The sequence below is a fragment of the Draconibacterium sediminis genome (assembly GCF_000949475.1).
In the GTDB taxonomy this organism is placed as follows: Bacteria; Bacteroidota; Bacteroidia; order Bacteroidales; family Prolixibacteraceae; genus Draconibacterium; species Draconibacterium sediminis.
In genome coordinates this window covers 1,684,885-1,710,922 of the sequence record NZ_JRHC01000001.1, presented here as the reverse complement: position 1 = coordinate 1,710,922, position 26,038 = coordinate 1,684,885, and the positions used below count along the sequence as shown (strand labels likewise).

Genomic DNA, 26,038 nt, shown 5'->3' with positions numbered 1-26,038 from the left:
GATTTGTAATGTTTTAACAATTTGTATTAGAAACTCTAATGCATTTACTAACGGGAGATGTGCCAGCATTTCCCGTTTATTATAAACACATCACTTCACTTTTATTTTTTTACAACCGAAATATTATTCCCTGAAATTTTAAAATCAACATCTGTTGTAAGACCAATTAAATCAAGGTGCGGATTAATCTCTTCATATCTTTTCAGGTTACCGGAAAAATGGCGTTGTTTTAGCTCCTCCTCTTCATACGAAACAGAAACATTATACCAACGTTCAAAGGTTTTCATAATTTCTTCAAGCGTCATGCTTCTGAATGAGAACATTCCATTTACCCAGGAAGTATAAATTCTGGTGTCAACCTGCTTTACCTCCACACTGTTATCATTTGCATCTACAATCCCCTGGTCGCCGGGTTGTAGAATCACACCGGTTGAAGCATTTGTAAGAATATTTACTTTGCCTTCCACCAAAGTAGTTTCTACATTTTCGTATGCTTTTACATTAAACGATGTACCGAGAACTTCAACCTGTACACCCTTCACACCAACCACAAAAGGGAAGTTTTTGTTTTTTGCAACTTCCAGATAAGCTTCACCTTTTAAATATATTTTCCGTTTTTCGCCGTTAAATTTTGCAGGAAATGAAAGTTCAGAGTCGGAGTTAAGCCAAATTCGGGTTCCATCCGATAAAACCAGGTTATATTCACCTCCTTTGGGAATATGGATGGTGTTCATAAGCTCAGAATTAAGGCCGGCTTTGCTATAGTCAATAGTCTTATTTTTTATCTGAATATTAAGCCCGTTACCCAGCAATAAAGTAGAATCATTCATCCCCTCCAAATCGACACTACGACCATCGCTCAACACCAATTTTGCCTTTGGTTCTCCGGGTTTAATTACCTGGGCTTCGGAAACCAAATTGTTATTCTCTTCTGGCTTTTGCAACAGCTGATAAGAGATGGTTAAGGACACAAGCACCAATAAAACCGCCGCATATTTAAAATATGGACGGAAGCTGAACGTTTTTCGTTTCTCAAGCTTTGAATGAATAACTTTCCAGGCTAAATGTTCGTCAACCTTTGCAGAAAAACGTACTCTTTGCGCATTTTTAAGAAAAATCAGGTATTCTGAAAACACCTTTTTATTATCGGCATGCTCTTCCATCCATGCCTTCAAAATATGGTATTCCTCCTCACTGATATTTTCCTGGCTATACTTGGCTATCAGCAGATAAATATTTGAATATGGTTGAATCATCTCTATTCATTTTTAATATAGATGCAATACTTTTGTAATCGGGTGACAAAAAAAATTGCTTTTTTCAACAGAAATGCAAAATAAATCTTCAAATTGAAACCATTGACCTTACTAACATTACACAATGTAAGTTACCCACACATCAGGAATGGTATTTGTATGGCAGGGACTTTTACCCGGTCAATTTTATTTTAATGACTTAATTCAGGGCAAGAATAATAAGATAAGAACATCAAGAAATTCCCGCAATTTTGAAAGCGATCTTGAGTATTGCGTTTTTACGGTATTCACAGATATACCATAAAGTTCCGCCACCTCTCTGTATTTCATATTCTCAAAAACAATTGCCTTGAAAATTTCTCTTCCTTTTGGCGGCAATTGCTCAATTTGTTTAAAAAGTAGCTCCTTTAAGTTCTTTAATTCATCCTCCGGCAATTCGTCTTCAATCAGGCTCTGAACATGATTATCAATTTCTTCAAACCTGAATTTTGATTCTTTCCGAATAGCGTACAAGGCGTTATTTCTAACAGCGCTGAATAGATAGGCTTTAATATTGGAATGAATATTATTATAACTCCGGGAGTTCCAGAAATTAATAAAAGTATCCTGTACAATATCTTCAGCCTGTTCAATAGAATCAACAAACTTAAGGGCAAACAGACATAGGGGTTTATAATACAATTCAAATAATTCGCGAAGACTGTTTTCGTCTCCTCTTCTCAAATTATTTAAAATTTTTTGCTCAAAGTCTGCCATATTACCTTCTAAACAACACAAAGGTTGAGGAATTGAATAAAATTCCCGTCCATTCGTTCCAGAATGCGCTAAAATATAAAATTCTAACGTGTTCTATGGCAAAGTGGCTGATTTAAGCGGTAATCGGTTTGTTTTTGAAGAAACTTATATATTGATTTTCCCTTACTCCGAAATAATCAGGTGCCATTATTAACATTGGAGTTTGTTCTTTTTGAAAAAGAACAAGATTTATAAAACCAATATTTCACTATACGGTTTATGTTCTGTTCAAAAAATTCCGGATTAATTAATCGCTTTTAATTCATCTAAAAATGGGTTTAAATGATCAATGTGTACATGCCCCATAATTACTATTTTATACCACATTGGTTTTCCGTCGTGCTTATCAGGAACCAGGCCATATTTTTGTGCAAGTTCTTTGTTTATATGTTTTGCCCGAATAGTCACAATATTTGATCCTGCGTAATGATAAAAATCCACTCCCATTTCTTTCAGTTGATTGCATAACCAGTTTGAACGGTAATTAAGGACATGAATTTTTTCAAACCAATCGTGTGGCCCGTAGGTTTGAAGAATCATCCAAACTGCAATGGCATTAGCGCCCGACCGGCTCCCGATAAGCGTTGCATCGAGCCCGCTTACATATTGTGCTTCGTTGGTAAATACATAGTCTATCAATCCTTTTCGTGCAATAAAAATACCTGTACCGAAGGGTGCCTGTAACATTTTGTGCGCATCGAGAGTTACCGAACTAACGTGTTTATTTTCAAAGGTCATAGCACCGTCATTGGAACTAAAAGGGTACACAAAACCGCCAAAAGCAGCGTCGATATGTATCCTGAAATGAACACCTGACATTATTAAAGCCTCGGTGTACACATTAATGTCGTCCACTGAACCAAACATTGTTGTCATCATATTGGCCACGACAATAAAATATTTTTTGCCTTCAGCTTTAGCCGATTGAATATGTTTCTCAACTGATTCGCGAGTTATTGCTCTACTATTTTCGGTAACAGGTATTGTTACAACATCCAGGTTCAGTATGTTACCGGCTTTATACATCGAATAGTGCGAATCATTTGAGCAAAGAATACACATTTCGTTGTAGTTTGCCCCAAACTCTTTTTTGAATAAATTTCGATAAATCCAAATAGCCTGAATATTGGCCTCTGTGCCTCCCGATGCCACATAACCATCGTACTGACCTTCACTGCATTTGAGAATATCTTCGGCAACAATACCCAGAAGTTCCTGCTCCAGCTTTTGTGTTCCGGCAAAAAATGGCTCAGAGTCACCCATCGTGTGACAGCCAATATGGTTCGGGTTATCAACCATTGTTTTCAGAAATGGTGCATTGTTCAGGAAGGTAGCATCTTTATTAAACACATCTTCGTCTAAATGCGATGCTGGAATACCCAGGATAGAACGTTCGTAATAATCAACATTTTTACTCAATGCGTCTTTAATGCGCTCGCTAATCTCTTTACGTGTAAGTTTTCGCCAATAATTCATAATTAATTACTACTTCGTTGTAACTGTTTATACTACCTTACCATAATCCATTTATAAACGTCAAAAAGGATATCATTTCGAAATGCCCATATTTCTCCTGATTTATGAAGAAACTACGCTGTATTATAATAGAGATCAATTGGGGCAAAATGGGTGAATCGATTTTGTTAGAAAATCAATACCCAACAACAAATTTTATAGAACAGCTACCCGGAAGTTAGCTTTTCTTTTGAGCACAGATCGAACTCTCGATCAATTCAATCATCTGATTATTCTTAATTCGAAAATGGTAGAGTTACACTTCCTCCGCCAGCATAAATTCAATTCCATGCATTAGCCCATCCAGCTCGGCAAGGCCTTTTAAACGTCCTATTAGCGGATATCCGGGGTTGTAATCGTATTTGTAATCGTCCATAATCCGGATGCCATGATCGGGTCGTACAGGCATTTTAACATCGCTTCTGCCTGCTTGTATTCTGCGCTTCTGTTCTTTTATCAGGGCGAACATTATTTTCATCATATTCTGCGAACCGGTTAAATGCCCCGATTCATAAAAACTGCCATCATCAAGCAGCAGGGTATTTCGTAGATGCACAAAATGAATGCGGTCGCGTGTTTTTTCAATCACTTCCAGCAAGTCGTTTTCTTTTCGTGCCGAGAGTGATCCTGCACAAAAAGTTACACCATTGTTCGCAGAAGTATTGGCTTTAAAAAGCCACTCGTAGTCCTCTAACTGGCCAATAATTCGCGGTAATCCCAATACCGGAAACGGCGGATCGTCAGGGTGGATGGCCAGTTTTACTCCGGCTTCTTCCGCAACCGGAATTACATCGTCGAGAAAAGCTTTTAAATTATTGCGCAGCTGCTGTTTCCCAATGCTTTTGTAACGGTCGATAAACTCCAGGAAAAGACCTTTTGGATCGGCCACAGAACCATCAATCACACCATCGATAAATCCCTGTGTAACTACAATAATATTGTAGGCCAGTTCTTCCGCTTCCTGTTCCGTCATTTTTTCGAAAACCGCTTTGGCTTTTTCAACAATTTCGGTAGGATAATCATTCTCGGCACCCGGACGTTTTAGAATAAAAACATCGAAAGCCACAAAAGTGGGAAAATCAAAATACATCGATTCACCGCCATTTTTCAGTTTGAAATGCAGATCGGTTCGTGCCCAGTCTAAAACCGGCATAAAATTGTAGCAAATGGTATCGATGCCACAATCTCCAAGGTTTCGCACCGATTGTTGGTAATTGGCAATTAAACGTTCGCGGTCGTTCGAACAGATTTTTATCCCCTCAGAAACCGGAAGACTCTCCACAACTCTCCAACGCATGCCACGTTTTTCGATGGCTGTTTTTACCTTTAAAATTTCTTCAACCGGCCAAACCTCACCATTGGGAATGTGATGCAGGGCGGTAACCACTCCTTCCACTCCCATTTGTTGCAAATCATCGAGCGTTACCAAATCTTTCTCTCCAAACCAACGCCACGTTTTTTCTAAAGCCATTTTCCTTCTATTTACTTTTTTTGAACAAACTTCGAAACTGAAAAATATTTCTCGCAAATCATGTGGATTTGCGCCGATAAATTAGCTGAACGTTTAATCACATACGCAAAATCTGCAAGCAGCTTTCCGCACATTAAAAATAACGAAAGTGGCAATACCAAAACAGGTATACCACTTTCGTTTTATTAATTACTTAAACAAATTAAATAGGATCGGGTTTAATTTTTAAACACCGCTAAACGAGCTAAAACCACCATCAACAGGAAGAATTACACCTGTGATGAAAGATGCCGCATCGGAGCATAAAAACTGCACTGCGCCGTTTAGTTCTTTTATATCGCCAAAACGCCCCATTGGAGTACGGGCCAGAACTTTTTTGCTGCGTTCGGTGTACGATCCATCAGGATTGATCAGCACATTCCGGTTCTGGTCGCCAATAAAGAAGCCCGGAGCAATTGAATTTACCCGTATTTTTTCGTTGAACTTTGTGGCCATCTCCATAGCCATCCACTGCGTAAAAATATTAATACCGGTTTTTGATACCGAATAACCAAGAACACGTGAAATGGCCGAATATGTGGCCATCGACGATATGGTTATGATACTGCCTTCTCCTCTTTTTGCCATTGCTTCGCCAAAAACAAGACTAGGAAAAACAGTACCGTTTAAGTTCAGATCCGTTACTTTTTGAAAGTCGTCAATCTTCATATCGAACACTGTTTGTTGTTCGGTTAAAGTGGCTCCGGGCATATTTCCCCCAGCCGCGTTAATCAATATATCAATCTTGCCCCATTTTTCAAGCAATTGCTCCCTGGTTTTCTTCAGGTCTTCAACATCAAGAACACTTGAAACAAATCCAAGAACTTCTCCACCTTTTTTTTGTAACTCATCAACACGGTTATCAACCTGTTCTTTTCGAATGTCAAGAATGGCTACTCTTACTCCGGCATCCACTAAACTTTGTGCGATACTTCCACCAAGAACACCGCCTCCTCCTGTAACCACGGCTACTTTTCCTTCTAAATCAAACATTTTTTATCTCTCCTTTTACCATTGTTTATTCTACCAAAATGGACACCAAATAAGGGTTGAAAATTGGTATAATTAATTTTAAGGACACAAAAATAGAATGCAATACAAAACAAACGTGACTCGAAATTTGCATACATTGATACTTTCTTAACCTCAACTAGAATATCACGAATCTGAAAAAATGATCCTTTTCATTCAGCCATTCCTTCAATGGTAATTATCTTCCCTTCAGCATCATACTCCATTTCCACAACTTTCAAGCTGCGTAACCAGGTTTTGCCATTTGAAGGCACACAATCGTGATGAAACAGGTACCATTTGCCCTTAAATTCAACAATTGAATGGTGTGTTGTCCAGCCTACAACCGGCGTTAAAATTACACCCTGATAGGTAAACGGACCATAAGGATTGTCGCCAACTGCATAGCACAATTTGTGTGTGTTACCGGTTGAATAAGAGAAGTAATATTTGCCCTTGTATTTGTGCATCCATGAGGCTTCGAAAAAACGTCGGTCGTGATCGCCTGCTTTTAGCGGCTCACCGTTTTCGTCCAGAATAACCAATGCTTTTGGTTCTTCGCCAAATTCCAACATATCGTCGCTTAGTTTAGCTACACGTGCCGGAAGTGCCTTCTCATCATCGGCAGGTTCATGGCCACATTCAATAGCTTTGTTATCGCGGTAACGCTGTAACTGGCCGCCCCAAAGGCCACCAAAATACATGTAATGGCTACCATCTTCATCCTCAAAAACACAAGGATCGATGGAATAACTTCCTTTCATCGGCGCCTCCTGCGGCACAAATGGCCCTTCAGGTTTATCGCTGATAGCCACACCAATGCGGAAAATATCAGTTTGGTCTTTCAACGGAAAATAGAGGTAATACTTACCGTTTTTACAGGCACAGTCGCTATCCCACAACTGGCGTCCGGCCCAAGGAATGTCTTTCACATCCAACACATTTCCGTGATCGGTTACCTCTCCATCAATATCGTCCATTGAAAAAACGTGGTAATCGCGCATATCAAAATGATCGCCGTTGTCGTTCTCCGGAATGCCCGATTCCACATCGTGCGATGGGTAAATATAGATTTTTCCATTAAAAACATGTGCTGCCGGATCGGCGGTATAAAGGTTGTCAACAAGGTATCGTGCTTTCTTCATTTTCAATAAATTTTTCTTACTAATTATTCAATTTCTTCGTGTTAATTTAGCCAAAATTTCCGGGAGCCACACTATTGCGCAACCCCCGGAAAAACTAACTAACTAACTAACTAACTAACTTAATCTATATTTTCAGCTTTGTTTGCTTCTTCAATTAACTTTGCCACAATACTCTTTGGCTCATAGTTTCTGTCGAACAACAAAGGATAATCAGTACGTCCGCGAATTGGGAAATTGTTTTTCCACGATGTAGCATCAGAAACACCCCACATGGTTACTCGGGTAACTGCATCAGAATGTTTCAGAAACAGGCGGAAAAAGTCGAGCATGCGCTCATCCCACTCGTTCATTTTTTCTACCGGAACACCTTCTGTATAAGGGTTCAGGCTCTGCTGATATTCAAAACTTGTAGCAATATCGGCACCAACATCCCTGCTACGGTTCGGTAAAATCGACATATCAAGTTCGGTAACCATAACTTTCATTCCTTCGTTGGCATAGGCTACAATTGCAGCTTCATAATCCTCCAGCGATGGGCTATCCATTCCAATGTGTCCCTGCATACCGATGCCGTCAATGCGGATTCCATCAGCTTTTAAATCACGTATCATCTGAACGATTGCATCGCGTTTACCAGGAAACCATTCGTTATAATCATTGTAATACAATTCTGCATCAGGGTCGGCTTCATGTGCAAACTGGAAAGCCAGTTTAATAAAGTCGTCACCAACGATTTGCAGGAATTTGCTGTTTCGCATGCTGCCATCTTCCATAATGGCTTCGTTAACTACGTCCCAGCCTTTAATTTTACCTTTGTAACGGCCAACTACCGTGTAAATGTGTTCTTTCATGCGCTCAATCATCACTTCGCGCGAAACATCATTTCCTTCATCATCGGTAAAAAACCAGCGCGGAGCCTGCGAGTGCCAGATTAAACAATGTCCGGTTATAAATTTATCGTTTGCTACACCAAATTCTACAAACTGGTCAGGTAAATCAAAATTGTATTCGTCTTTTCTTGGATGAATGGGGCCGCTTTTCATGCAGTTTTCGGCAACAATTGCCTGAAACTGATTTTTTATCACCTCAACTCCGGCTGAATCTCTTCCGGTAATTTGCCATTCGTTTAAAGCTGTACCAATATGAAATTTACCGGCAAAAGCGTCTTTTAAAGTTGGTGTTTTTTGCGACCGTGTTGTTCCGCTGTTGCACGACATCAAAAGGCCAGCTAACAGCGCAATTAAAATAAATCCATTTCTATTTTTCATTTTTTATGGTATTATGGTTTGAAATATCTTTCTCCTACAAACAACTTGCTGATAGTCCATCAGAGTCTTCTGCTAATTAAATCTTCCTGAATCTGAACTTCTTTACTTTTATTGATTTCGTAGAAGAACAGTAAGGCAACTCCAATTAAAAACGGAATTGACGGGTAAATACTTACCAGCATTTTTGCTCCCTGTGCCACACTTTCGGGCTGAACCAATTCCTGACCGGCCACCGCAGCATCTTTCGATACGTAGCCGTACAAACCAAGAATCCAGGTAACAATAGCACCACCAATGGCCAATCCGGCTTTTAAGCCCACCATCATTGCCGAAAAGATTATGGCCGTAGCGCGACGATTATTAACCCACTCTGAGTAATCGGCAACATCGGCAATCATTGCCCAAAGAATTGGTGTTGTTACACCATAGAAAAACATGTGTAATGCCTGTGCCATAAACATCATGCGAACATTCTCTGGTTTGTAAAAAATGAAGGAGACAATAAAAAGGGTAGCAATAAATAACGTTGTGCCAAATACATCGCGTTTTCCGAATTTGTTGGCCAGCTTACTGGAAACGGCGATACCGATCATGGAGCAAATAATTCCTCCGGCGTTAAACAATCCAAACCCTGCCGATGCAATATCTGATCCAAAAAAGTTCATTCCCATGGCCGACAGCGAATCTAAAATCGGCTGAAGAAAACCTTGCAGTGCTGCCTCATCAACGTAATTATTAAAATAATAAACGTACGATCCACCTTTCATAGCCAGTGTTACAAAAACAAGAATAGTAAGTGTTAACATAATAATCCAGGGACGGTTTTTAAACAAGTCGCCCAAATCGTCTTTTAAACTCGATTCCTGTTCCGGACTAGGAATTACACGTTCTTTTGTAGTAAGAAATGTGATTAGTAATAATACGGTACCGATGATAGCCATCCAGGTCATTACCGATTCAATTCCGGCTGCTTTATCGCCATCTCCCACATGCAAAATAATAGGCAACATAAATACCTGCACAAAAAACTGTGCAAACATTACGGCTGCAAAACGATATGAAGACAGACTGTTTCTCTCCGACATATCAGCGGTTAACACCCCGCTTAAAGCTGAATATGGCAGGTTACTTGCCGCATATGCCAACAATAAAAGCGTATACGTTCCGGCGGCATAAATCAGCTTCCCTTTGTACGAAAAATCGGGAGTTGTAAATGCCAGCAAAGCAATTACCCCAAGCGGAATAGCCGTAAACAAAATCCATGGGCGAAATTTCCCCCATCTTGAGCGTGTTCGGTCGGCCAGGGCACCAATAATCGGGTTAAAAGCAAAGGCTGCTACCAGTCCGACAACCAGCATAATTACCGAGGCATGATCATTCTGCAGTCCATAGATGTCAGTATAGAAAAATGCAAGGAAAGTAACCAGGGTTTGAAACACCAGATTGGCAGCAAGGTCGCCAAGGCTGTATCCTATTTTTTCCAGTACAGAAACTTTCTGTGAGTTCGATTTCATTTGAATTTTTTTAATTTATAATTTCTTCGATTTAGTCTTCAGTTGTAAAAGGCGATGCGGGCAGGTTTTCTTTATTTTTCAGGTTCGATCCGGCCGGGTTTCCATCCCAGGCATAACGAACTGCCACCGGTTCTTTTATTTTTCTACTCCAAACCTTAACAGTATTTTTGCTCATCACTACGGCATTTGCCCAAACAAACTCACCATCCTCTCCTGCTATCTGAAAACCTTCGAGTTTGTTGTTTGCAAATAATCCCGAGCCGACAGACGAGAAGGTGAGCAAAATACTTCCATCTTCTGCTTTCATTGATTCGTAAAGCGGACCGGCACTAACTAGCTCATCATTTCCGTATGCCACTCTTTCGGCCTCCAGAGCCAGACGACGTGCTACTTCTTTTTTGTTGAGCGGATGAATATCGTTCCATTCGCCAATATCAAAAGCTACTGCCATTCCGGTGTTTGGAAGTTCCAGTGCACGGCGTTGTGCATCGCGGGTTTCGGCCCAGCCATTTTCAACAGGTTGTTTATTCGGAAGCCCAAGATTTGCCAATTGCACAAACAGAAACGGCAAAGCTGGTTTATCCAACTGGTCTCTCCAATCCACGATCAGGTCTTTAAATAACTGACGATATTGAAAGCCACGTCCGGCATTGGTTTCTCCCTGGTACCAAATCACTCCTTTAACGGTGTATTCTTTCATTGGATTTATCAGCGAATTATACAAACCTCCCGGACGAAATCCAAGGCCTCCAAAATTTGTTCTCGGAGGATTTAACTCTGCTCCAATATGGTATTTCCAGTCGCCGGTAATATCGATCACTTCGTTTCCAACACGCACTTCGTATGGTTTTTCTTCCACAAAACCACCTCGTCCGCCCTGGTTAAATACGCGTACCATTACTTTGTTTGTGCCGGCTTTTAAAACGCCTTCGGGAATGGTATAAATTCGTGGAGGATATTGGTAAGTAATGTTGCCAACAAAAGTTCCGTTTACAAAAGCCGAGTCGCTGTCGATAATACGCCCCAAACGTAAAATGGCTTCTTCTCCGGCCAACGATTCATCCAATTCAAATTCCTTGTAAAACCATATTGAACCATTCCAAAAGTTAACACCTTTGTCTGTCCAGTATCCCGGCAAAGAAATCTGTGGCCAGTCGGAAACATCCACATCATCTTTCGACCATTTCCCGACTCCGGGATCATTTTTGTTTACTTCGGCACCCCAATTGTATCTTTTTATCTCTCCATGCTCTTCAATGTAGGCTGCACGCATCGAGTCAATCTTTTCACCTTGCTCTAACCATTCGTCAAGGAATGGTGTTACTTTGTCTTTACTCAACCAGGCCTCGGCCGGCGAGCCGCCAATTGCGGTGCTGATTATACCCACCGGAACATCTTGACTTTGATGAATCTTGTCGGCAAAAAACCAGGCTACAGCCGAAAATTCCATAATATTTTCAGGCGTTGATGACAGCCATTTTCCATCGGGATAATCGGCTTTTTCGCTCTCAGCATTTTCGCGTGTTGAAGAACGGAAAAGACGAATCTGATCGGTATTTATTTTCAAAATCTCATCGGCATACAAATCCATTACCCGACGCAGTTGCAGCTCCATATTCGACTGCCCCGAAGCCAGCCAAACATCGCCAACGAGAATATCGTTTAGCACCACATCGTTTATGGTCATGGAATACGGACCACCGGCAGCCATTGCGTTTAGCTCAAGCTGCCAGTTTCCGTTCCTATCTGCCTTGGTTTTAAATATATCTCCTAAAAACTCTATTTCAATCTTTTCACCGGCATCAGCCCAGCCCCAAATAGTAACCGGCTCGTTACGCTGAAGCACCATTCCATTACTTACCAAACGTGGTAATTTTACAGTAGCGTTTAGTTCTCCGCAAAACAGGAAAAGGAGTAATAACCCTAAAAAACTGTACTGTATTCTCTTTCTGTTCATTCCTTAAAATTTAACTTGTTTACTTTCAGGTGCTCCCAGATAACTGCGTTTCAAACCTCCGGTGTCTATCTGTATTTTTTGTAAAACGATTCCAGGCTCCAGTACCCGGATCCGCAGGCGATGTAATCCGGGCTTTTGAATGGTGTGCTGTGTTATTGTTTCATTTATCCGTACAGCCTGCCATCTTCCTAATTCGCCCCGATAAGCCCCATTTGTATTTACTATTTGTTCTTCTCCACCATCAACAGAGATCGCATAACGTAATCCTTTATTGGCATTAAAATTTAATGTAGTGGATAACATTACATTTACATCAAACTCTCCCACCGACTCGAACTTAACTGCATACTCGAGGTAAACAGAATCAGTGCTTTGCGGATATTCATTTTGTGGGAAAGTGGTAATACCTGATTCTGTTTTTCCAAGATCAGGAATTACTTCCCAGCGTATTTTGTCTGTCCCTTTTGCCAACTGATAATTGGCCGCTTCAATAGAAACATAACCGTCGGCTTCCTGAAAAGCTAACTCCGAACGATGTGTTTCCGGGACTTCAACCCGCAGAACCTTTGGCATAATCCTGCGGCGTGGTTCGGCCCAGGTTCTGTATCCAATGCGAATTTGATCCATTTGGTGATTCCATTTACCACCGGCAATTTGCTGGTTGTAATGCACCGTAAACAACGAATCGCGATCAAAACACTGCTTTGCCACATCGGCCCAATAATTGGCCTCAGGATCATTAGCTTCTGCTAGCTGGTTATTTTTTGCAACCGCGTAATACATCTCGTACAAATTCGAGGTGGCATTGGTTGGGAAAAGCACCAGTTGGTCAAATGCATCTTTATACTCGTTTGGAATGAAATTATACAAACGCAAGGCATCAAGCGTAAGATCGCGGTAATCATTCCGAACCCGTTCAAACTCGTTGTAGTTTTCCAGGCTGAAAGTTCTGGCGTTAAGCAATTCCGGTGTTACCCGGTGGTTATATTTTGTATACAGATTAAGGATGCGGGCAGCTTCTTCGGCATATTTCTCGCCAAACTGTTGAGCAGACCAATCAACAATGTATTGATGCAGGTTGTTTGCATTAAACGCTGTAGGATCCCAGGCCATATCCATGAAGAAACTGATCGGATATTCCATGGGCTTTAAATCGCCTACATTTAACACCCAAATACGATCAACTCCATGCGCATAGGTCAGGTTCATTTGTTCCCAAATTCGCTGAATCTGACTAACGTTGATCCACTTGTAAGAGCGAGGCCCGCCAACATAATCAACATGGTAATACATGCCATAACCGCCTTCTCGTTCCGGAGCATTTATATCGGGTAGTTTGCGTACATTCCCCCAGTTATCGTCGCAAAGCAACAAGGTAACATCATCAGGAACACGCATACCGCTATCGTAATAATCCTGTACTTCCTTATAGAGTGCCCAAACCTGTGGTATTTCTTCCGGCTTTTTTCCGGTCACTTCACTGATTATTTCACGCTGGTCTTTTACAATCTTTTCCAAAAGGGCAATGTTTGTTCCTTCTTCCATGGCTTCGTCGCCATCGCCACGCATCGCAATGGTTACAACCGTTTCGTAATCCTTGTTACGCTCCATCCCTTTTCTCCAAAAAGCTTTCAATTCCTCCGCATTTTTGTTGTAATCCCAGGGGCCGGAACCATAACGATGCCATTCGGCCTGAGCCCTTCCCATCGGCTCATGATGCGAGGTACTCATAACAATTCCAAGTTTATCGGCTAAAGGGCCGTTCTCCGGATCATCGTCGAAGAATGCTTTGCCCCACATTGCAGACCAATGAAAATTTCCACGTTGACGAAGAATCAGCTCAAAAACTTTTTCGTAAAATTCATGGTTGAATCCTCCAAATTTTTCGCGAACCCAATTCCCAAGAGCCGGTTCTTCATCGTTTAAGAAAATACCACGGTATTTAACTTTTGGAGATTCGGTTACCCAACGTCCGGCTTTTACGTACAACGCTTCCTTCTTTTCAACCGGAACATCGGCCCACCAATACCAGGGAGAAACGCCCATTTCGCGCGACAGGTTGAGCATGGCGTAAATCGTTCCACGTTTATCGCTTCCCGCTAAAACCAATGCTTTTTTTACACCCGGAAACGGATTTTCAACCACCTGGGTTAAACTACGTTCCCATTGACCTTCCATATCAGACGCTTCAATTTTCCCGGAACGAATTAATTGATCGATTAATTCATTTTTACCCAATGTTCCTACCAAAATTATTTGTTCAGGCAAGGATGCATCTGCAGCTATAATTGCAGGGGTGTGGCCGCTTACCAGGTTTATATCGTTTACAAACCATTCTGCTACTGTTTTTACGCCCGGAAAGTCATTCTGTCCAAGTACTACTGAAGTCAGTTGACCATTTGCAATTAGCCCAAAAGATCCTTCTTCTTCCGTAAACGCGATATAATTCATTCTGTCCTGAGCTGTTGTAAATAAGGGTGTAAAAAGTGTAATCTGGACAAAGACAAGACAAACGGTTGCAATTCTATATAGCTCAAAAACTTTATTATTCATTTTATTGGTTTAATTCAGTATTCGTATTGATTCGTCATTAAATGGATTTGATTAATCAATATCGCGAACGGTCATAATTCTATTACTTCTCTTTTTCAGGTATAAAATCGTGTACTTTTTCCTCAAAAATAAGACTATGCCCTTTGAGGCATTGTAGTTTTTGGATATTTGATTTCTACTTTTACACATTTTTTCGTCATTTCAGAGGAAAAAATGATTCTATGACACTTCAATCTGAATAACTGATTATTGCCAATCGATCCATTTGTTATAATCCACCTCCGGAAACGGGTGAATGGCAACATGGGTATTTACGGTATCGTTTTCCAGTAAATATTTTTCGAGAAAAGCTTCAACCTCGGGCCGTTGTATATCGGGTAACCGACAATGCGGATGGTCGGCAACAATTGAGAATCCAAACCGGTCTGCAATTCCAAACGTTTCCCAAACCTTTTTTGCAGCCTGGCACGAAACGTATCCCGATTCATCGGCCAGCCATTCGTAATCAGGATTTCCAAGTACAAGCAAGGCACGCGGCGCTATCATCGCCATCAACTCATGATGATCGAAGGGCAGTTTTTGCACATCATTGGCAAACTGAAACATAGTTTCCATAAACCAAACATTATTGGTTCGTCCCAGTGTTTCCACCTCGCCAAGGGTTTCGGAAACCCGCCAGGCGGCAGCTCCTCCTCCACCTGATTCCTGAGCAATTGTAAGTGCAATACGCTCGTCGAAAGCACCCGAAAAGAGTGCCATCTTTCCGGCAAAAGAGCAACCTGTAATGGCAAGGTGTTCTATATCGATTGGTAATTCATCAGCCACCAGTTCCAATCCGTCGATCAGGCGGCTAACACCCCACGGCCAGGCAGCATACGATCCCATATACGCCAGATCGGGGTATAATTTATTGATAGGCTCGTTACCACGTTTTTGCTGCCAGGCAACAACCTGACCGAAATCGTAGGTAATTTGAGCAATATTTTTTTCAGAAAAAAGGTCGGCAGGCAAACTTCCCGAACTTCGACCGATACCAATTACAGCAGGGAACGGCCCTTCGCCTTCGGGTAAAATAATACCTGATTTTAATGTTAATGTGTTTCCGTTTACGGTGATATTTACCGTAAGTGTATCGTTTTCAAAATTGGCGGTGATTGAATCGGGGCGAGCGGGTTTTGGACCGATTTCATAATGCTGAATTTCGGCAGCTATTTCGTTGCGGCGTTTGCTCCAGTCGCTGAATTTGGTAGAACGCCCGCTGCCATCTGACCAGGCAAAAGGATCGGTTAAACCTTCTACAACCGGCAGTTCGTCCAAAGCGGGCAACACCGGTGTTTCAAAATCTTTTCCTCTGTTTTCTACACTGTATACTTTGGGGATTGGTTGTTGTTGCCTGCATGAAAGAATTGCAAAACAGCAACATAAGACAAGTATTAGTTGGGTTATGGGTTTCATGTCGTTTCAGGTTTCTTAAGTTCTTATTTAATTTAGTTTAGTTTCAAAATCTATTGGCTAGTAGTCGTTTTGTTCTTTATCAGAACTTATCTCGTTACAAAGAATCTGAAGAATATAAAAAAGAGAAAAAGAGACTGTCTTCAGCAGACAGTCCCTTTACCTAAACTAAACCTATGTGATACTATTCACCAGATAAGCCATCTGCAAATCCGGCATAAGCCGGTTTTCTAAAATAGTTGAGATTCCAAAGACCAATTGGTTGGTCGGCTCTCCATGAAGATTCTTTCGGACTATCAAGCGGGCTCCAGGCAGTAATACCATATTGTTGACTTGCCGGAATTAATTCCAGGTACTTTTCAACAACAAACTGATACATCTCGGCCTGAGCTTGAAGATCTTCCTCCGTTGCATTTGCCGTTGTTACTCCATCGGCAATACCCATATCAAGTTCTGATATTTTTATCAGTTTTCCGGTAGCAGCCAACAGGTTAAACATTTCAACAATCTTGTCCTTATCAGAGGTGGTGTTAATGTGCATTTGTGTTCCAATTCCATCAACACGAGCTCCCTGCTCTTCGATGTATTCAACATATTTTATAAGCCCTTTACATTTATCAATGTTGTATTCAAGGTTATAATCGTTGATGAATAATTTATCTTCAGGGCTACCGTATTGCGCTGCCAGGTTGAAAGCCATAACGGCATAGTCTTTACCAAGATAGTCTTGCCAGTAGAATTCATCAGCAGCCATATCTGTTTTACCAACACCGGTTTTCAATTCATACGGGTTGCCATCATCCATTGGTTCATTCACCACGTCCCAGGCTTTTACATATCCGTTGGTAACTTCCAGCATTCCGGCAATCCAGTTATCCAATGCCCACGAAAGGGTATCTGCCTTTTCTTCGGGGGTCAGTGGGATTGTATTTCCCGACTCCTCGATCTCCCATACGATATCATCAAAATAATAGGTATTGGCTTCTTTCAATTCTGCAAGATTAAAAGCGATAGTGTTCATGCCATTACTGCCTGCCTGATCGCCAGAAATGACTCCTGAACTTGTATATTCCTGCCATTCGGTAGTAACTGCCGGGCTACCAATCATAGACCAATGTACATACCCCCCTGGATTATTATGCGATTGAGAAGATATTGTAGCTGGTTTATCAGCTTTAACCTTCATGCTGAACCGATAAGCCTGACCTGCCAGCAGTTGCTGAGGTGCTTTTACAAAAAACTGGGTATCCCATGAATTAGTGGGGTTATCTCCCGATTTAACAACAATCGCTCTACCCACACCGTCTGCACCAGTACCTGCAGCACCAATTGTAGCAGGATCTGGACCAACTGTAATCTCTGTGGCGAAAAAGCTGGAAACATCATCACCTTCAACATCGCTGTTGGTTACCAGGTTTGTCCACCACGTAGCCGGGCCGGCTGCAACAGGTTCAACCCCAAAGGTGTAAGAATGCCAGCCTGGTTTTCCCCATCCACTTAAATCTTCGTCATCGAAGGCTCCATTTTCAATTAAATTCTCTTCAGAACCACTTGCGGTAAGAACCATGTCATCAAAATAAAGATCACCTGCGAAAGTTCCGAAACAAAATTGTAATCTGGTAGCATCCATAGTCGGTGTAAATGTTACGGAAGCATCGCCCCAGCTATCTCCAAACGCAATGTCAGGTCCGTAATTGGTTGATGAACCATCAGTTCGCCAAAAGGCCACCGTAAATGGGCTTGAGGCTTTTGCACGCATTTTTAATGTATACTCCACTCCCTGTGTTAATGGCGTAGGTAGTGTGTATTCAAGCTGCCAATCCCAGATATTGCCCTTTGCTTCGGATGTAACAGCATGCAAAGCGTTGTTGGCATCATTAGGATCAATTTCAATTTCTCTATCAGCAATAATACTGTTCAGATATTCAGCATTCTGGTTGGCATGCCACGCAAGTGTGTGTCCGTAAATGGTAATACCGGCTTCTTGAGTGGTAGCAATAAATTTTTCCACTCCTGAGAAGTCCATACTTCCGGTATTCTTTACAATTGCACCATGTTTCATTGCATATCCTGCAGTAACTTCATCGAAGTTTGACATGATATGACTGTACACCAACCCTCTTTCGTTGAAAGCGTTTAGTGAAACTCCTGCTCCCAATTTAAAATCAGGGCTGGCACTTCTGTCAACATATGATTTCAACACATCGTATTCATTCAAATACTCCTGTTGAACAACACTTTCCGGTTTATCGACTCTGTAATCGAGTAAACTATCATCAACGCAGGATGCCATAAAAAGAACAGAAACGGCACCCAGCAAAAGTTTATTTATGTATTTCATCTTCATCTTGATTTTAGCGATTAGTTTACATTATATGATGGTGAAAATGTTTCCATTGCAACACCGCGGTCGCGAACAACCAGTATGTCACTTGTAGCATAACTTTTGCTACCCATGTCAATGGTATAATCCAGGTATAGCGCATTACGATCTTTGTTTCCCCAACTGTTTTTCTCGCCATCGACAACAAAAGAACCACTACCCGATGCAGTAAACCCTTCAGTTGCTGAAGAAATAGTGCAGGCATTCTGGTCATCGAATGTAAGTAGCAGAGTACATGTTACGTTTACACCATTTTCACCAACAAGCGTAACCGGGAATTCAACCGTGTTTAACAAAGCAGTGCTTAAAGCAACCAATTCGTCATCTTCAACGTATTCAGCCCCACGTGTTACGGTGCTGGTTTCGCCACCCTCGGTAATTACATCTTCTCCACGGCGCAGGTAGTTACCATGCCATGGATTGATGAATTTTACGCAATAAAGTACATAGTCTTTAGGTAAAATATCCCAGTCGGTATCCTTTCCTCTAACAGCTCCGTCAAACTTCGCGACTCCTGAAAGAATAGAGTCGGCATTTACCACATTAGTCATTCGTAAAGGAATAACATAGCTGTTGCTTAGCGCATTCGGATCGGCAAAAAATGCCTCAGTAAGTTGTACCTCAACACCATCCGACATGGTTTGATCCAAATAGATTTTATCGGCAGCCAACGAATAGTAGTTGCTTGGCATAGCCTGAACCGGCATGGTAAACTCAGTATCGAAATACAGATTGCTGACCAGGCTATTGTCGACAGTTACATCGATACCAATGGTTTGATCGTTAGCGTATACACCACCCATGGTAGCGTATATCTCGCATTTATGTTCGTTATCCAGCGTATTATCGATAATATCTTCGCCAAGCACAATAGTCCTTACCGGATATTGATAGGCAAAATATACGGTGCTGTAGTCAAAATCCGGGAACTCTACATCCTGATTCTCGCAAGACGTGAATAGCATTGCAAATATTCCGGCTGACACTATCATTAAAAATTTAATCTGTTTCATATCTTTCAATATTTTCAATTAATATTCAGAAAATTACCAACCTGCATTTTGTTCCAGGTTACTCCATTTCTGTAATTCACCGTAAGGAACCGGTCCGTAATACATGTAATCGGCATAATTTCTCGACTCCACATCAACAAGCGTATATGTACCATTCGCATCTTCAATTCGTATACCACGAGCCGTTTCGTTGAGGTTTGCCACGTTCCAGCGACGTAAATCCCAGAAACGGTGATTTTCGAAACAAAGCTCGATACGACGTTCGTTTCTGATCAGCTCGCGCATTGCATCTTTATCGCCTTTAACCGATTCCAGGTAAGCATCGCCATTTTCCAGGCCAATACCTGCTCTTTCGCGGATCGCTTTAATAACATCGTAAGCAGAATACGAGTTTCCGCCATTGCCTGTTGGTCCCCAGGCTTCGTTTGCAGCCTCAGCATATGCCAGGAATATTTCGGTGTAGCGAATACGCGCGGCGTAGTGCTTTTGCTCAGTATCGAACTCAGGATTTGGGTTACAGTCATAACGCAAAAGCTTACGCAGGTAGTAACCGGTACGAGTCGATCTTCCGTTTTCCTGGTTAATTCCGTCTTTGTCGTCGGCATAAATACCGGTAACAATTACCTCGCTGTTTGGGCCTTGTGTACTGCCGTTTACCACAATATAATCGTTTAATCGTGGGTCGCGATTTGCATATGGATCTTCAGGATCGTAGTTACTCGCCGGATCAGTAATTGGGTAGCCATCGACAGTTGGGAATGCATCAACTAAATTTTGTGTAGGATTTACACGTCCGTTGCCATATAACGACGGAGGGAAATTGTCCGTTTCCAGGTCGTTATTCTGACCGATATCTCCTCTCCAGATAATCTCAGGAGGTGTTACACCTGAAGCCAAACCTTCAATTTGGCTGATATTGGCATACCAGGTATGTCCATCAGTAGCCAAACCGTTTGGTCCACCAACACGGTCCAATACATCAGCAGCAAAGTTTGCAGCATCTTCCCACGATACTGTTGTACCGGCATTGTAGGCCGGACTTGCAGCCAGTAAAGCAGCCTGTGCACGAACGGCTTCAATAATACGGCCGGTAATACGACCACGCATGTGGTTACCGTTTACACGGTTGTAATCGCCGGCATTGGTAACACCAAGCGACTGGTATTTTGATGGAATTTCGCCATCAGAGATATCGCCGAAATCCAATGGTAAAAGATCCATTGCAGTATTCGCATCAGCAATAATCTGATTGATACATTCCTGGAATGTATTACGTGGCAGGTTAAAGTCTGACTCAGCCGTTTCCGGCTCGGTAACAATTGGTACACCTAACAGTTCTCCACCTGCAGTCCAACCACCGTGTGCCTTTAAAAGTGCCAACATTTGAACGGCTCTCAGCGCATAAGCTTCACCTTTTAAACGGTCGTTATACATGGTGTTAATCACTTCTTCCTTACTCCAAACCACTTCGTCGGTGTTGGCTAAAAACAGGTTGATATACTGAATAGCATTTCTTCTGCCCTGCCATTGCGACATTGGATTGGTACTGGCTGTCCACGATCCGGTGGCCATTGCCAGGTAATCGTTATCGTTATCGTTGGTTACTGCATCATCTGTTGCCACATCGCTTTGCGGAGCCGACGAATAAGGCAATAATATGTATGCGTTGGCCAAAATACCTTGTGCATATGTAGGTTCGTTGTACATCGCGTCAAGTCCCCTGTTGTTCTCCAAAGCCGGATCGAACATATCGTCGCAGGCGGTGAAAAGAAGTACAAGAACCACTAATTTTATTATATTCTTCATCGTAAAAATTCTTTAGTGTTACTTATTAGAATGTGGCCTTTAAACCAATGTTAAAGAATCGCGTTTGCGGAGCACTGTCGAATTCCAGTTCCAGAATATCTTTTTCCTTCGAAATAGTTAACAGGTTTGCTCCACTTACGTATGTTGAGATGCTTTCGAACACACTGTTTTGAATCAGGCTTTGTGGCAGATCGTAAGTGATCTGTACTTTCGCCAGGTTAAAACGGTCGGTTTTGTACATCCAGAAATCAGAGTTACGGAAATTGTTACTTCCATTTTCTGTTGTCAGTCGCGGATAAGTAGCTGTAGCTTTTGTTTCTTCCGTCCAACGGTCGAGCACTACCTCCGAGTATTTTCTATCGCCATAAACCCAGTGGTACGCGTCATTTTTCATGGCATAAGCGCCATAATTTCCGGTACCCAGAGCAAAGAATGTAAAGCCTTTGTACTTAGCTGTAAAGTTTACACCCAAAGTAAGCGGTGCTCCACTCCATCCGGCGCGGCCAAGATATACTTCATCTTTATCGTCGATCATATTGTCGCCGTTTTGATCCACATATTTGATGTCGCCGGGTTTAACCGTTCCACCAAATTTCTGTTCAGGAGAACTGGCAACTTCTTCAGCACTCTGGAATAAACCGGCACTTTCTAATCCCCAAATTCCATCTAGCGCTAAACCTTCGCGGTACTGATAATCGTATTCGTAATTTTCGTCGCGTTGTGTAGCTTCCGTAGTATAATAAATACCAGAAACACCCAATGTAAGATCTACTTCGCCAACCTGCTTGTTTACATTCACATTAAAGTCGAATCCAACACGTTTATCGTTATTGAAGTTAACGTTAGGAATAAATGAAGCTTCTGGCCACCAGGTGAAGAAATAATTTGGGAAAATAGTTGAAGGAGTAATCAGCAATCCTTCAGTTGAATTGATAAAAAACGAGGTATTCACCGTTAACAGTTTTTCCCAAAGCGAGGCCATCAGGGTAGCAGATATTTCTTTGCGTTTTACAAAGTCCAGTTCGTCATTTCCTCCTCGTTTCGAGTTGGTTGAGCGCTCCGATGCACCATCGTACCATCCCCACCATGCACCGCTGGCCTGAGTGTAAGTGGCTTCGTACATATAAAAATCTTCGATATCAATGTCTGTATTCAGGATACTTCCCGACACGTTCAGACTTAATTCATCAAATACCGATGAGTTGGCCATAAAATCCTCTTCACTGATTTTCCAACCTAAACTTACCGTTGGCGACAATGCCTGGCGGTTTCCTTCGGGCAGTTTTGCCGAGTGGATTACCGATGCACTAAGATCAGCATAATACTTTTTCTTGTAGTTGTAACCCAACTGCAAACCGGCATTTGCACTGCTGGTGCGGTGATATTGACCAGAGTTAGTTATTTGATACCCCGATGCAATTAACATCGCATTCAGGTTGTGGTCTGCATTTATTGTTTTGTCGTAGGTAAAATACCCTGAAAACGCAATAGTTTGATTGCTGGTACTTCCTCCAACGTTTTGCTGACCCGATTTTTCATCGTTACCTTCCTTCTCTATTCCGGCAATAACATCGGTACCATTGTAATCGTACCAACTTGGTATATACACAGCATAAGTGTTATTATAAGATGTGCTGTACGAAGTAGCATAGTCAACAGCAAACTGTGTATGGAATTTTAATCCCTCAGTAATTCCTTTCAAATCGAAATCCAATCCTGTATCAAACTGAAACTGTCGGCTTGTCCACTTGCTGTAACCGCCTGCGTAATAATCAGCAAATATATTGGTCCGATCCAACTTAGTTCCACCAAGGAAATACTGACCTCCGATAATGTTTTCGCTACCGTTTACCAAATTCCACGATTGTTGATCGTTTGGATCGATAAAATCAAGCGGAATTAAAGGTGCAATACGGTTAGGACGCAGTGTAGATGCAGCTGTCCAGTAATTGCCACCTTCCTGGCTCGAATTTGCACTTCTTGCATTGTAGAAGGTCGCATTCGTATTAATGTAGGCACTGATAAAATCATTCAGATTTAGATCAATATTACCGCGGATATTCAGGCGGTCGGTAAAATTATCAGTAGCTTCACCAAAGTCAAGAACATCTCCCTGACGGTAGTAACCAATATTCGTATAAAATCTGGCACGTTCATTACCTCCCAATATTTCGGTAGAAACATCGGTACGGTTGTAGTACGACTTTAAATAATCCGATGAATAAAAATCCACATTCGGATAACGGTATGGATTGCTGCCCGATGCATGATGGTATATTTCGTCATCACTAAACAGTGGCGACTGACCATCGTTTGCACGCGCTTCGTTATACAAAGTCATGTACTGTGCTGACCCTAAATAAGAAGGATTGCTTTTTGACACATGAAAACCGGTGTTTGCCCGTACATTCACTTCAAGTGGTGTTTCTTTACCACGTTTGGTGGTAATTAAAATGGCACCTTTTGCAGCACGGCTACCATAAAGTACAACTGCAGCCGCCGATTTCAGGAAGGTAATCTGCTCAATCTCGGTTGGCAGCACATTGTTGGCAGCACGTGGTATTCCGTCAACCAGCACCAGGTAATCGCCCATGCCCCACAGTGCATTACCGGTGAAACCACCAATGTAGCCCTGCATATTGTCTAAACTATAGGTATTATAGTTCTTTTTGGTTAATTCTTCGAGATCAACCACCGAAACACCACCCAGAATGTCGCTTTGAGCTACCTTACGATAAGGTACCTGCACTAATGGGTCATCGGTTATGATGATTGTATCCGTTTCATTTCCTGCCGTAGTTTGCGCGTTCATTAAAAAGGGAACTACTGCAAACAGGGCAAATAAAATGAATCTCTTTTGTATATGTTTCATTGCTTATTCGATTATAATTACATAATACTTTAACTCAATCTGGCTACCAGCCCGGATTCTGCCCAAATTCAGGATACATAGATACATCCTCGATTTTAAGCGGGAACCAGTAGTGTTTAACTCCAAACTGACGTGTTAAAATGACTTCTTCTCTAAAGTTGGCTACCCTTGCATCTTTTGGATCGTTGTTCTCAAAGAATTCAAGGTCTTCTACCCGGTCAAACTCTTGAGAAGTTTTTACATTGTAAGGATACTCGGTAAGCAACAACCAACGTTGCAAGTCGTTAAAGCGGAAGCCTTCGAATGAAAGCTCTACAGCACGTTCTCTTCTCACCTCGTCGATGAATTTTTCGCGGCTTGCCGTGTACGAAGCAGCAACATGGCCGGCTCCACAACGATCGCGAAGCGTGTTAATCGCTTCTTCAGCTGTTTTGGTGAAATTTGATGCTTTACCTGATGCGCCACCAAATGCAGCACATGCTTCGGCATACATGGTATAGATATCGCCCAAACGCATGTATGGCAGGTAGGTATGAAGGTTATAACTCCAGTTATAAGCTCCGTCGTATTTATTGGCTGTATGCGGTACCAATTTCTGAATCAGATAACCTGTTCGGCTACCATCGGCAGGATTTCTCATGGTTCCGTTTGTAGCCAAACCTGTGTAACGCAGGTATTCCATATCAGCAGGCATTGTGGCATTCACGTACTTAAATCCATCGAAAACAATGTCGTGATAGAAACGTGGATCACGGTCTTTAAAAGGATATTCAGGATCAAAACCCGATTCCGGATCATCCAAAGGCAAACCGTTAGCCATACCATAATTCTTTACGTAATTAGCTGTTGGATGGTGAATGATGTTGTCATGTTCCACCAAACCTTTTACTTTTGGTCCGAAAGTTTTTGTGGTATTCCAGTTACTACCGTTGTAATCGGTTGAAGGACCACGGAAAATAGCTTCGGTTGAACCCGGCATTAACCAGTTTTGTCCTGTGGTATAGAATATATCGCTGTACTTCGATTCAGCACCGCTCGATTTCTTGTGATTATAAATATCATCGTATTCAAAATCAACCAGCGCGTATTGTGTCTGCCCACCTTCAACCAGGCTCAGCAACTCACCAAAAGCTTCGGCCGCTTTACGCGCATAGTCCTCGTCGTAATTATAGGTATTGGCACCGCCGGTTTCAGCGCCGTTTTTCATTAACGGACTTGCTGCCCACAGGTAGTTTTTTCCCAAATAACCCAAAGCCATAATTTTATTGGCGCGTAACTGGTTTTTACCAAGAGTATTTTTACCAACGGTTGTATTATCCCAGTCGATAGGCAATAAGTTAGCCGCTTTTCTTAAATCGGCTCCGGCTTTGTCTGCACATTCCTGGTAACTTAAACGTGGCAAGGTCAGTTTTTCGCCTGCGGGTAATACGTAATCAATATAAGGCAACCCGCCAAGATACTGCATCATTTCAAAATGCCACCATGCTCTGAAAAAGTAAAGTTGCCCTTCAATAAAATCTCTTTCCTCCTGTGTTGCCACAGTTAGTAAGTCAAGATTCTCAAGCCCCATATTGGCTTTACGGATACAATACCAGGCATGCGCATACAAACCATGATCAAATTTATTGGTAGAAGTTGGATTTGCATTATTATCGTCAAACCATGTGCCGGCATTGTTTTGCCATGCCCAAAAGTTACCAATATCAACCTGGTTGGTCATGTGCCAGCTACCTTCAAGGTTAAAAAGCTCATCGTCACCCCAGTTCCAGGAAGTGGTCCAGTATTTCTTTTCTTTATCAGGGATACAGTTGTAGATCTCCTCAATATAACCCTGGAAATTGGTGAAATTACTAAACGCTACCTCCTCCGATACGATCGATTCGGGTGCTTTATCCAGGTATTCTTCGCAGGAAAAGAGCCCCAATAACATGATGAACAGTACACCACTCTTCAAAAGCGTCTTATGTATATTTTTCATTGTACTCATA

The 26,038-nt window shown here is 41.9% G+C and carries 16 protein-coding genes; all 16 read right to left on the bottom strand.

Annotation, left to right across the window (positions count from 1 at the left end):
- Positions 1-101: 101 nt before the first annotated feature.
- The 16 genes from LH29_RS06880 to LH29_RS06805 all read right to left on the bottom strand — a co-directional run bounded on the left by LH29_RS06880 (position 102) and on the right by LH29_RS06805 (position 26,028).
- A complete protein-coding gene (locus LH29_RS06880) occupies positions 102-1,256 on the bottom strand; it encodes a FecR family protein (RefSeq protein WP_052670648.1) in 1,155 nt (384 codons plus the stop codon).
- 204 nt (positions 1,257-1,460) lie between these two features.
- Positions 1,461-2,033: an RNA polymerase sigma factor gene (locus LH29_RS06875; protein ID WP_157493595.1), complete on the bottom strand. Its 573-nt coding sequence runs from the start codon at positions 2,031-2,033 to the stop codon at positions 1,461-1,463.
- Between the two features lie 261 nt (positions 2,034-2,294).
- Complete coding sequence (locus LH29_RS06870; protein WP_045027090.1) at positions 2,295-3,527, bottom strand: pyridoxal phosphate-dependent decarboxylase family protein; 1,233 nt, start codon at positions 3,525-3,527, stop codon at positions 2,295-2,297.
- Positions 3,528-3,822: 295 nt separating this feature from the next.
- Positions 3,823-5,037: a mannonate dehydratase gene (uxuA, locus tag LH29_RS06865; protein ID WP_045027088.1), complete on the bottom strand. Its 1,215-nt coding sequence runs from the start codon at positions 5,035-5,037 to the stop codon at positions 3,823-3,825.
- A 225-nt stretch (positions 5,038-5,262) separates the two neighbouring features.
- Positions 5,263-6,069: an SDR family oxidoreductase gene (locus LH29_RS06860; protein ID WP_045027085.1), complete on the bottom strand. Its 807-nt coding sequence runs from the start codon at positions 6,067-6,069 to the stop codon at positions 5,263-5,265.
- Positions 6,070-6,260: 191 nt separating this feature from the next.
- Positions 6,261-7,232 (bottom strand): glycoside hydrolase family 43 protein, encoded by a 972-nt coding sequence (locus tag LH29_RS06855; RefSeq protein WP_045027083.1) that lies wholly within the window; start codon positions 7,230-7,232, stop codon positions 6,261-6,263.
- Between the two features lie 119 nt (positions 7,233-7,351).
- On the bottom strand, positions 7,352-8,500 hold the full coding sequence (locus tag LH29_RS06850) for an endo-1,4-beta-xylanase (RefSeq protein ID WP_045027080.1): 1,149 nt from the start codon (positions 8,498-8,500) through the stop codon (positions 7,352-7,354).
- Between the two features lie 59 nt (positions 8,501-8,559).
- A complete protein-coding gene (locus tag LH29_RS06845) occupies positions 8,560-10,014 on the bottom strand; it encodes an MFS transporter (RefSeq protein WP_045027078.1) in 1,455 nt (484 codons plus the stop codon).
- A gap of 31 nt (positions 10,015-10,045) precedes the next feature.
- The gene (locus tag LH29_RS06840) at positions 10,046-11,971 is read right to left on the bottom strand and encodes a sialate O-acetylesterase (protein WP_045027074.1); all 1,926 of its coding nucleotides are present in this window, start codon (positions 11,969-11,971) and stop codon (positions 10,046-10,048) included.
- Positions 11,972-11,974: 3 nt separating this feature from the next.
- Complete coding sequence (locus LH29_RS06835) at positions 11,975-14,524, bottom strand: glycosyl hydrolase 115 family protein (RefSeq protein WP_045027072.1); 2,550 nt, start codon at positions 14,522-14,524, stop codon at positions 11,975-11,977.
- A gap of 246 nt (positions 14,525-14,770) precedes the next feature.
- Entirely contained in the window at positions 14,771-15,979 is a 1,209-nt protein-coding gene (locus LH29_RS06830) for a glucuronyl esterase domain-containing protein (protein WP_045027069.1), read from the bottom strand.
- Between the two features lie 181 nt (positions 15,980-16,160).
- Complete coding sequence (locus tag LH29_RS06825; protein ID WP_045027066.1) at positions 16,161-18,317, bottom strand: endo-1,4-beta-xylanase; 2,157 nt, start codon at positions 18,315-18,317, stop codon at positions 16,161-16,163.
- A gap of 20 nt (positions 18,318-18,337) precedes the next feature.
- The gene (locus LH29_RS06820) at positions 18,338-19,372 is read right to left on the bottom strand and encodes a DUF5627 domain-containing protein (protein ID WP_045027063.1); all 1,035 of its coding nucleotides are present in this window, start codon (positions 19,370-19,372) and stop codon (positions 18,338-18,340) included.
- Positions 19,373-19,405: 33 nt separating this feature from the next.
- Positions 19,406-21,178 carry a RagB/SusD family nutrient uptake outer membrane protein gene (locus LH29_RS06815; RefSeq protein WP_045027061.1) on the bottom strand — a complete coding sequence of 591 codons (1,773 nt, stop codon included), beginning with the start codon at positions 21,176-21,178 and terminating at the stop codon, positions 19,406-19,408.
- Positions 21,179-21,203: 25 nt separating this feature from the next.
- Positions 21,204-24,050, bottom strand: a complete 2,847-nt coding sequence (locus LH29_RS06810; protein WP_045027058.1) for a SusC/RagA family TonB-linked outer membrane protein — start codon at positions 24,048-24,050, stop codon at positions 21,204-21,206.
- A 43-nt stretch (positions 24,051-24,093) separates the two neighbouring features.
- The gene (locus LH29_RS06805; protein WP_045028876.1) at positions 24,094-26,028 is read right to left on the bottom strand and encodes a RagB/SusD family nutrient uptake outer membrane protein; all 1,935 of its coding nucleotides are present in this window, start codon (positions 26,026-26,028) and stop codon (positions 24,094-24,096) included.
- Between the last annotated feature and the right edge of the window lie 10 nt (positions 26,029-26,038).

What these genes read in the sequence shown, in the direction of transcription:
- LH29_RS06880 (WP_052670648.1), bottom strand. Translation starts at nt 1,256, where the DNA reads ATGATTCAACCATATTCAAATATTTATCTGCTGATAGCCAAGTATAGC.
- LH29_RS06870 (WP_045027090.1), bottom strand. Translation starts at nt 3,527, where the DNA reads ATGAATTATTGGCGAAAACTTACACGTAAAGAGATTAGCGAGCGCATT.
- uxuA (WP_045027088.1), bottom strand. Translation starts at nt 5,037, where the DNA reads ATGGCTTTAGAAAAAACGTGGCGTTGGTTTGGAGAGAAAGATTTGGTA.
- LH29_RS06860 (WP_045027085.1), bottom strand. Translation starts at nt 6,069, where the DNA reads ATGTTTGATTTAGAAGGAAAAGTAGCCGTGGTTACAGGAGGAGGCGGT.
- LH29_RS06855 (WP_045027083.1), bottom strand. Translation starts at nt 7,232, where the DNA reads ATGAAGAAAGCACGATACCTTGTTGACAACCTTTATACCGCCGATCCG.
- LH29_RS06850 (WP_045027080.1), bottom strand. Translation starts at nt 8,500, where the DNA reads ATGAAAAATAGAAATGGATTTATTTTAATTGCGCTGTTAGCTGGCCTT.
- LH29_RS06845 (WP_045027078.1), bottom strand. Translation starts at nt 10,014, where the DNA reads ATGAAATCGAACTCACAGAAAGTTTCTGTACTGGAAAAAATAGGATAC.
- LH29_RS06840 (WP_045027074.1), bottom strand. Translation starts at nt 11,971, where the DNA reads ATGAACAGAAAGAGAATACAGTACAGTTTTTTAGGGTTATTACTCCTT.
- LH29_RS06835 (WP_045027072.1), bottom strand. Translation starts at nt 14,524, where the DNA reads ATGAATAATAAAGTTTTTGAGCTATATAGAATTGCAACCGTTTGTCTT.
- LH29_RS06830 (WP_045027069.1), bottom strand. Translation starts at nt 15,979, where the DNA reads ATGAAACCCATAACCCAACTAATACTTGTCTTATGTTGCTGTTTTGCA.
- LH29_RS06825 (WP_045027066.1), bottom strand. Translation starts at nt 18,317, where the DNA reads ATGAAATACATAAATAAACTTTTGCTGGGTGCCGTTTCTGTTCTTTTT.
- LH29_RS06820 (WP_045027063.1), bottom strand. Translation starts at nt 19,372, where the DNA reads ATGAAACAGATTAAATTTTTAATGATAGTGTCAGCCGGAATATTTGCA.
- LH29_RS06815 (WP_045027061.1), bottom strand. Translation starts at nt 21,178, where the DNA reads ATGAAGAATATAATAAAATTAGTGGTTCTTGTACTTCTTTTCACCGCC.
- LH29_RS06810 (WP_045027058.1), bottom strand. Translation starts at nt 24,050, where the DNA reads ATGAAACATATACAAAAGAGATTCATTTTATTTGCCCTGTTTGCAGTA.
- LH29_RS06805 (WP_045028876.1), bottom strand. Translation starts at nt 26,028, where the DNA reads ATGAAAAATATACATAAGACGCTTTTGAAGAGTGGTGTACTGTTCATC.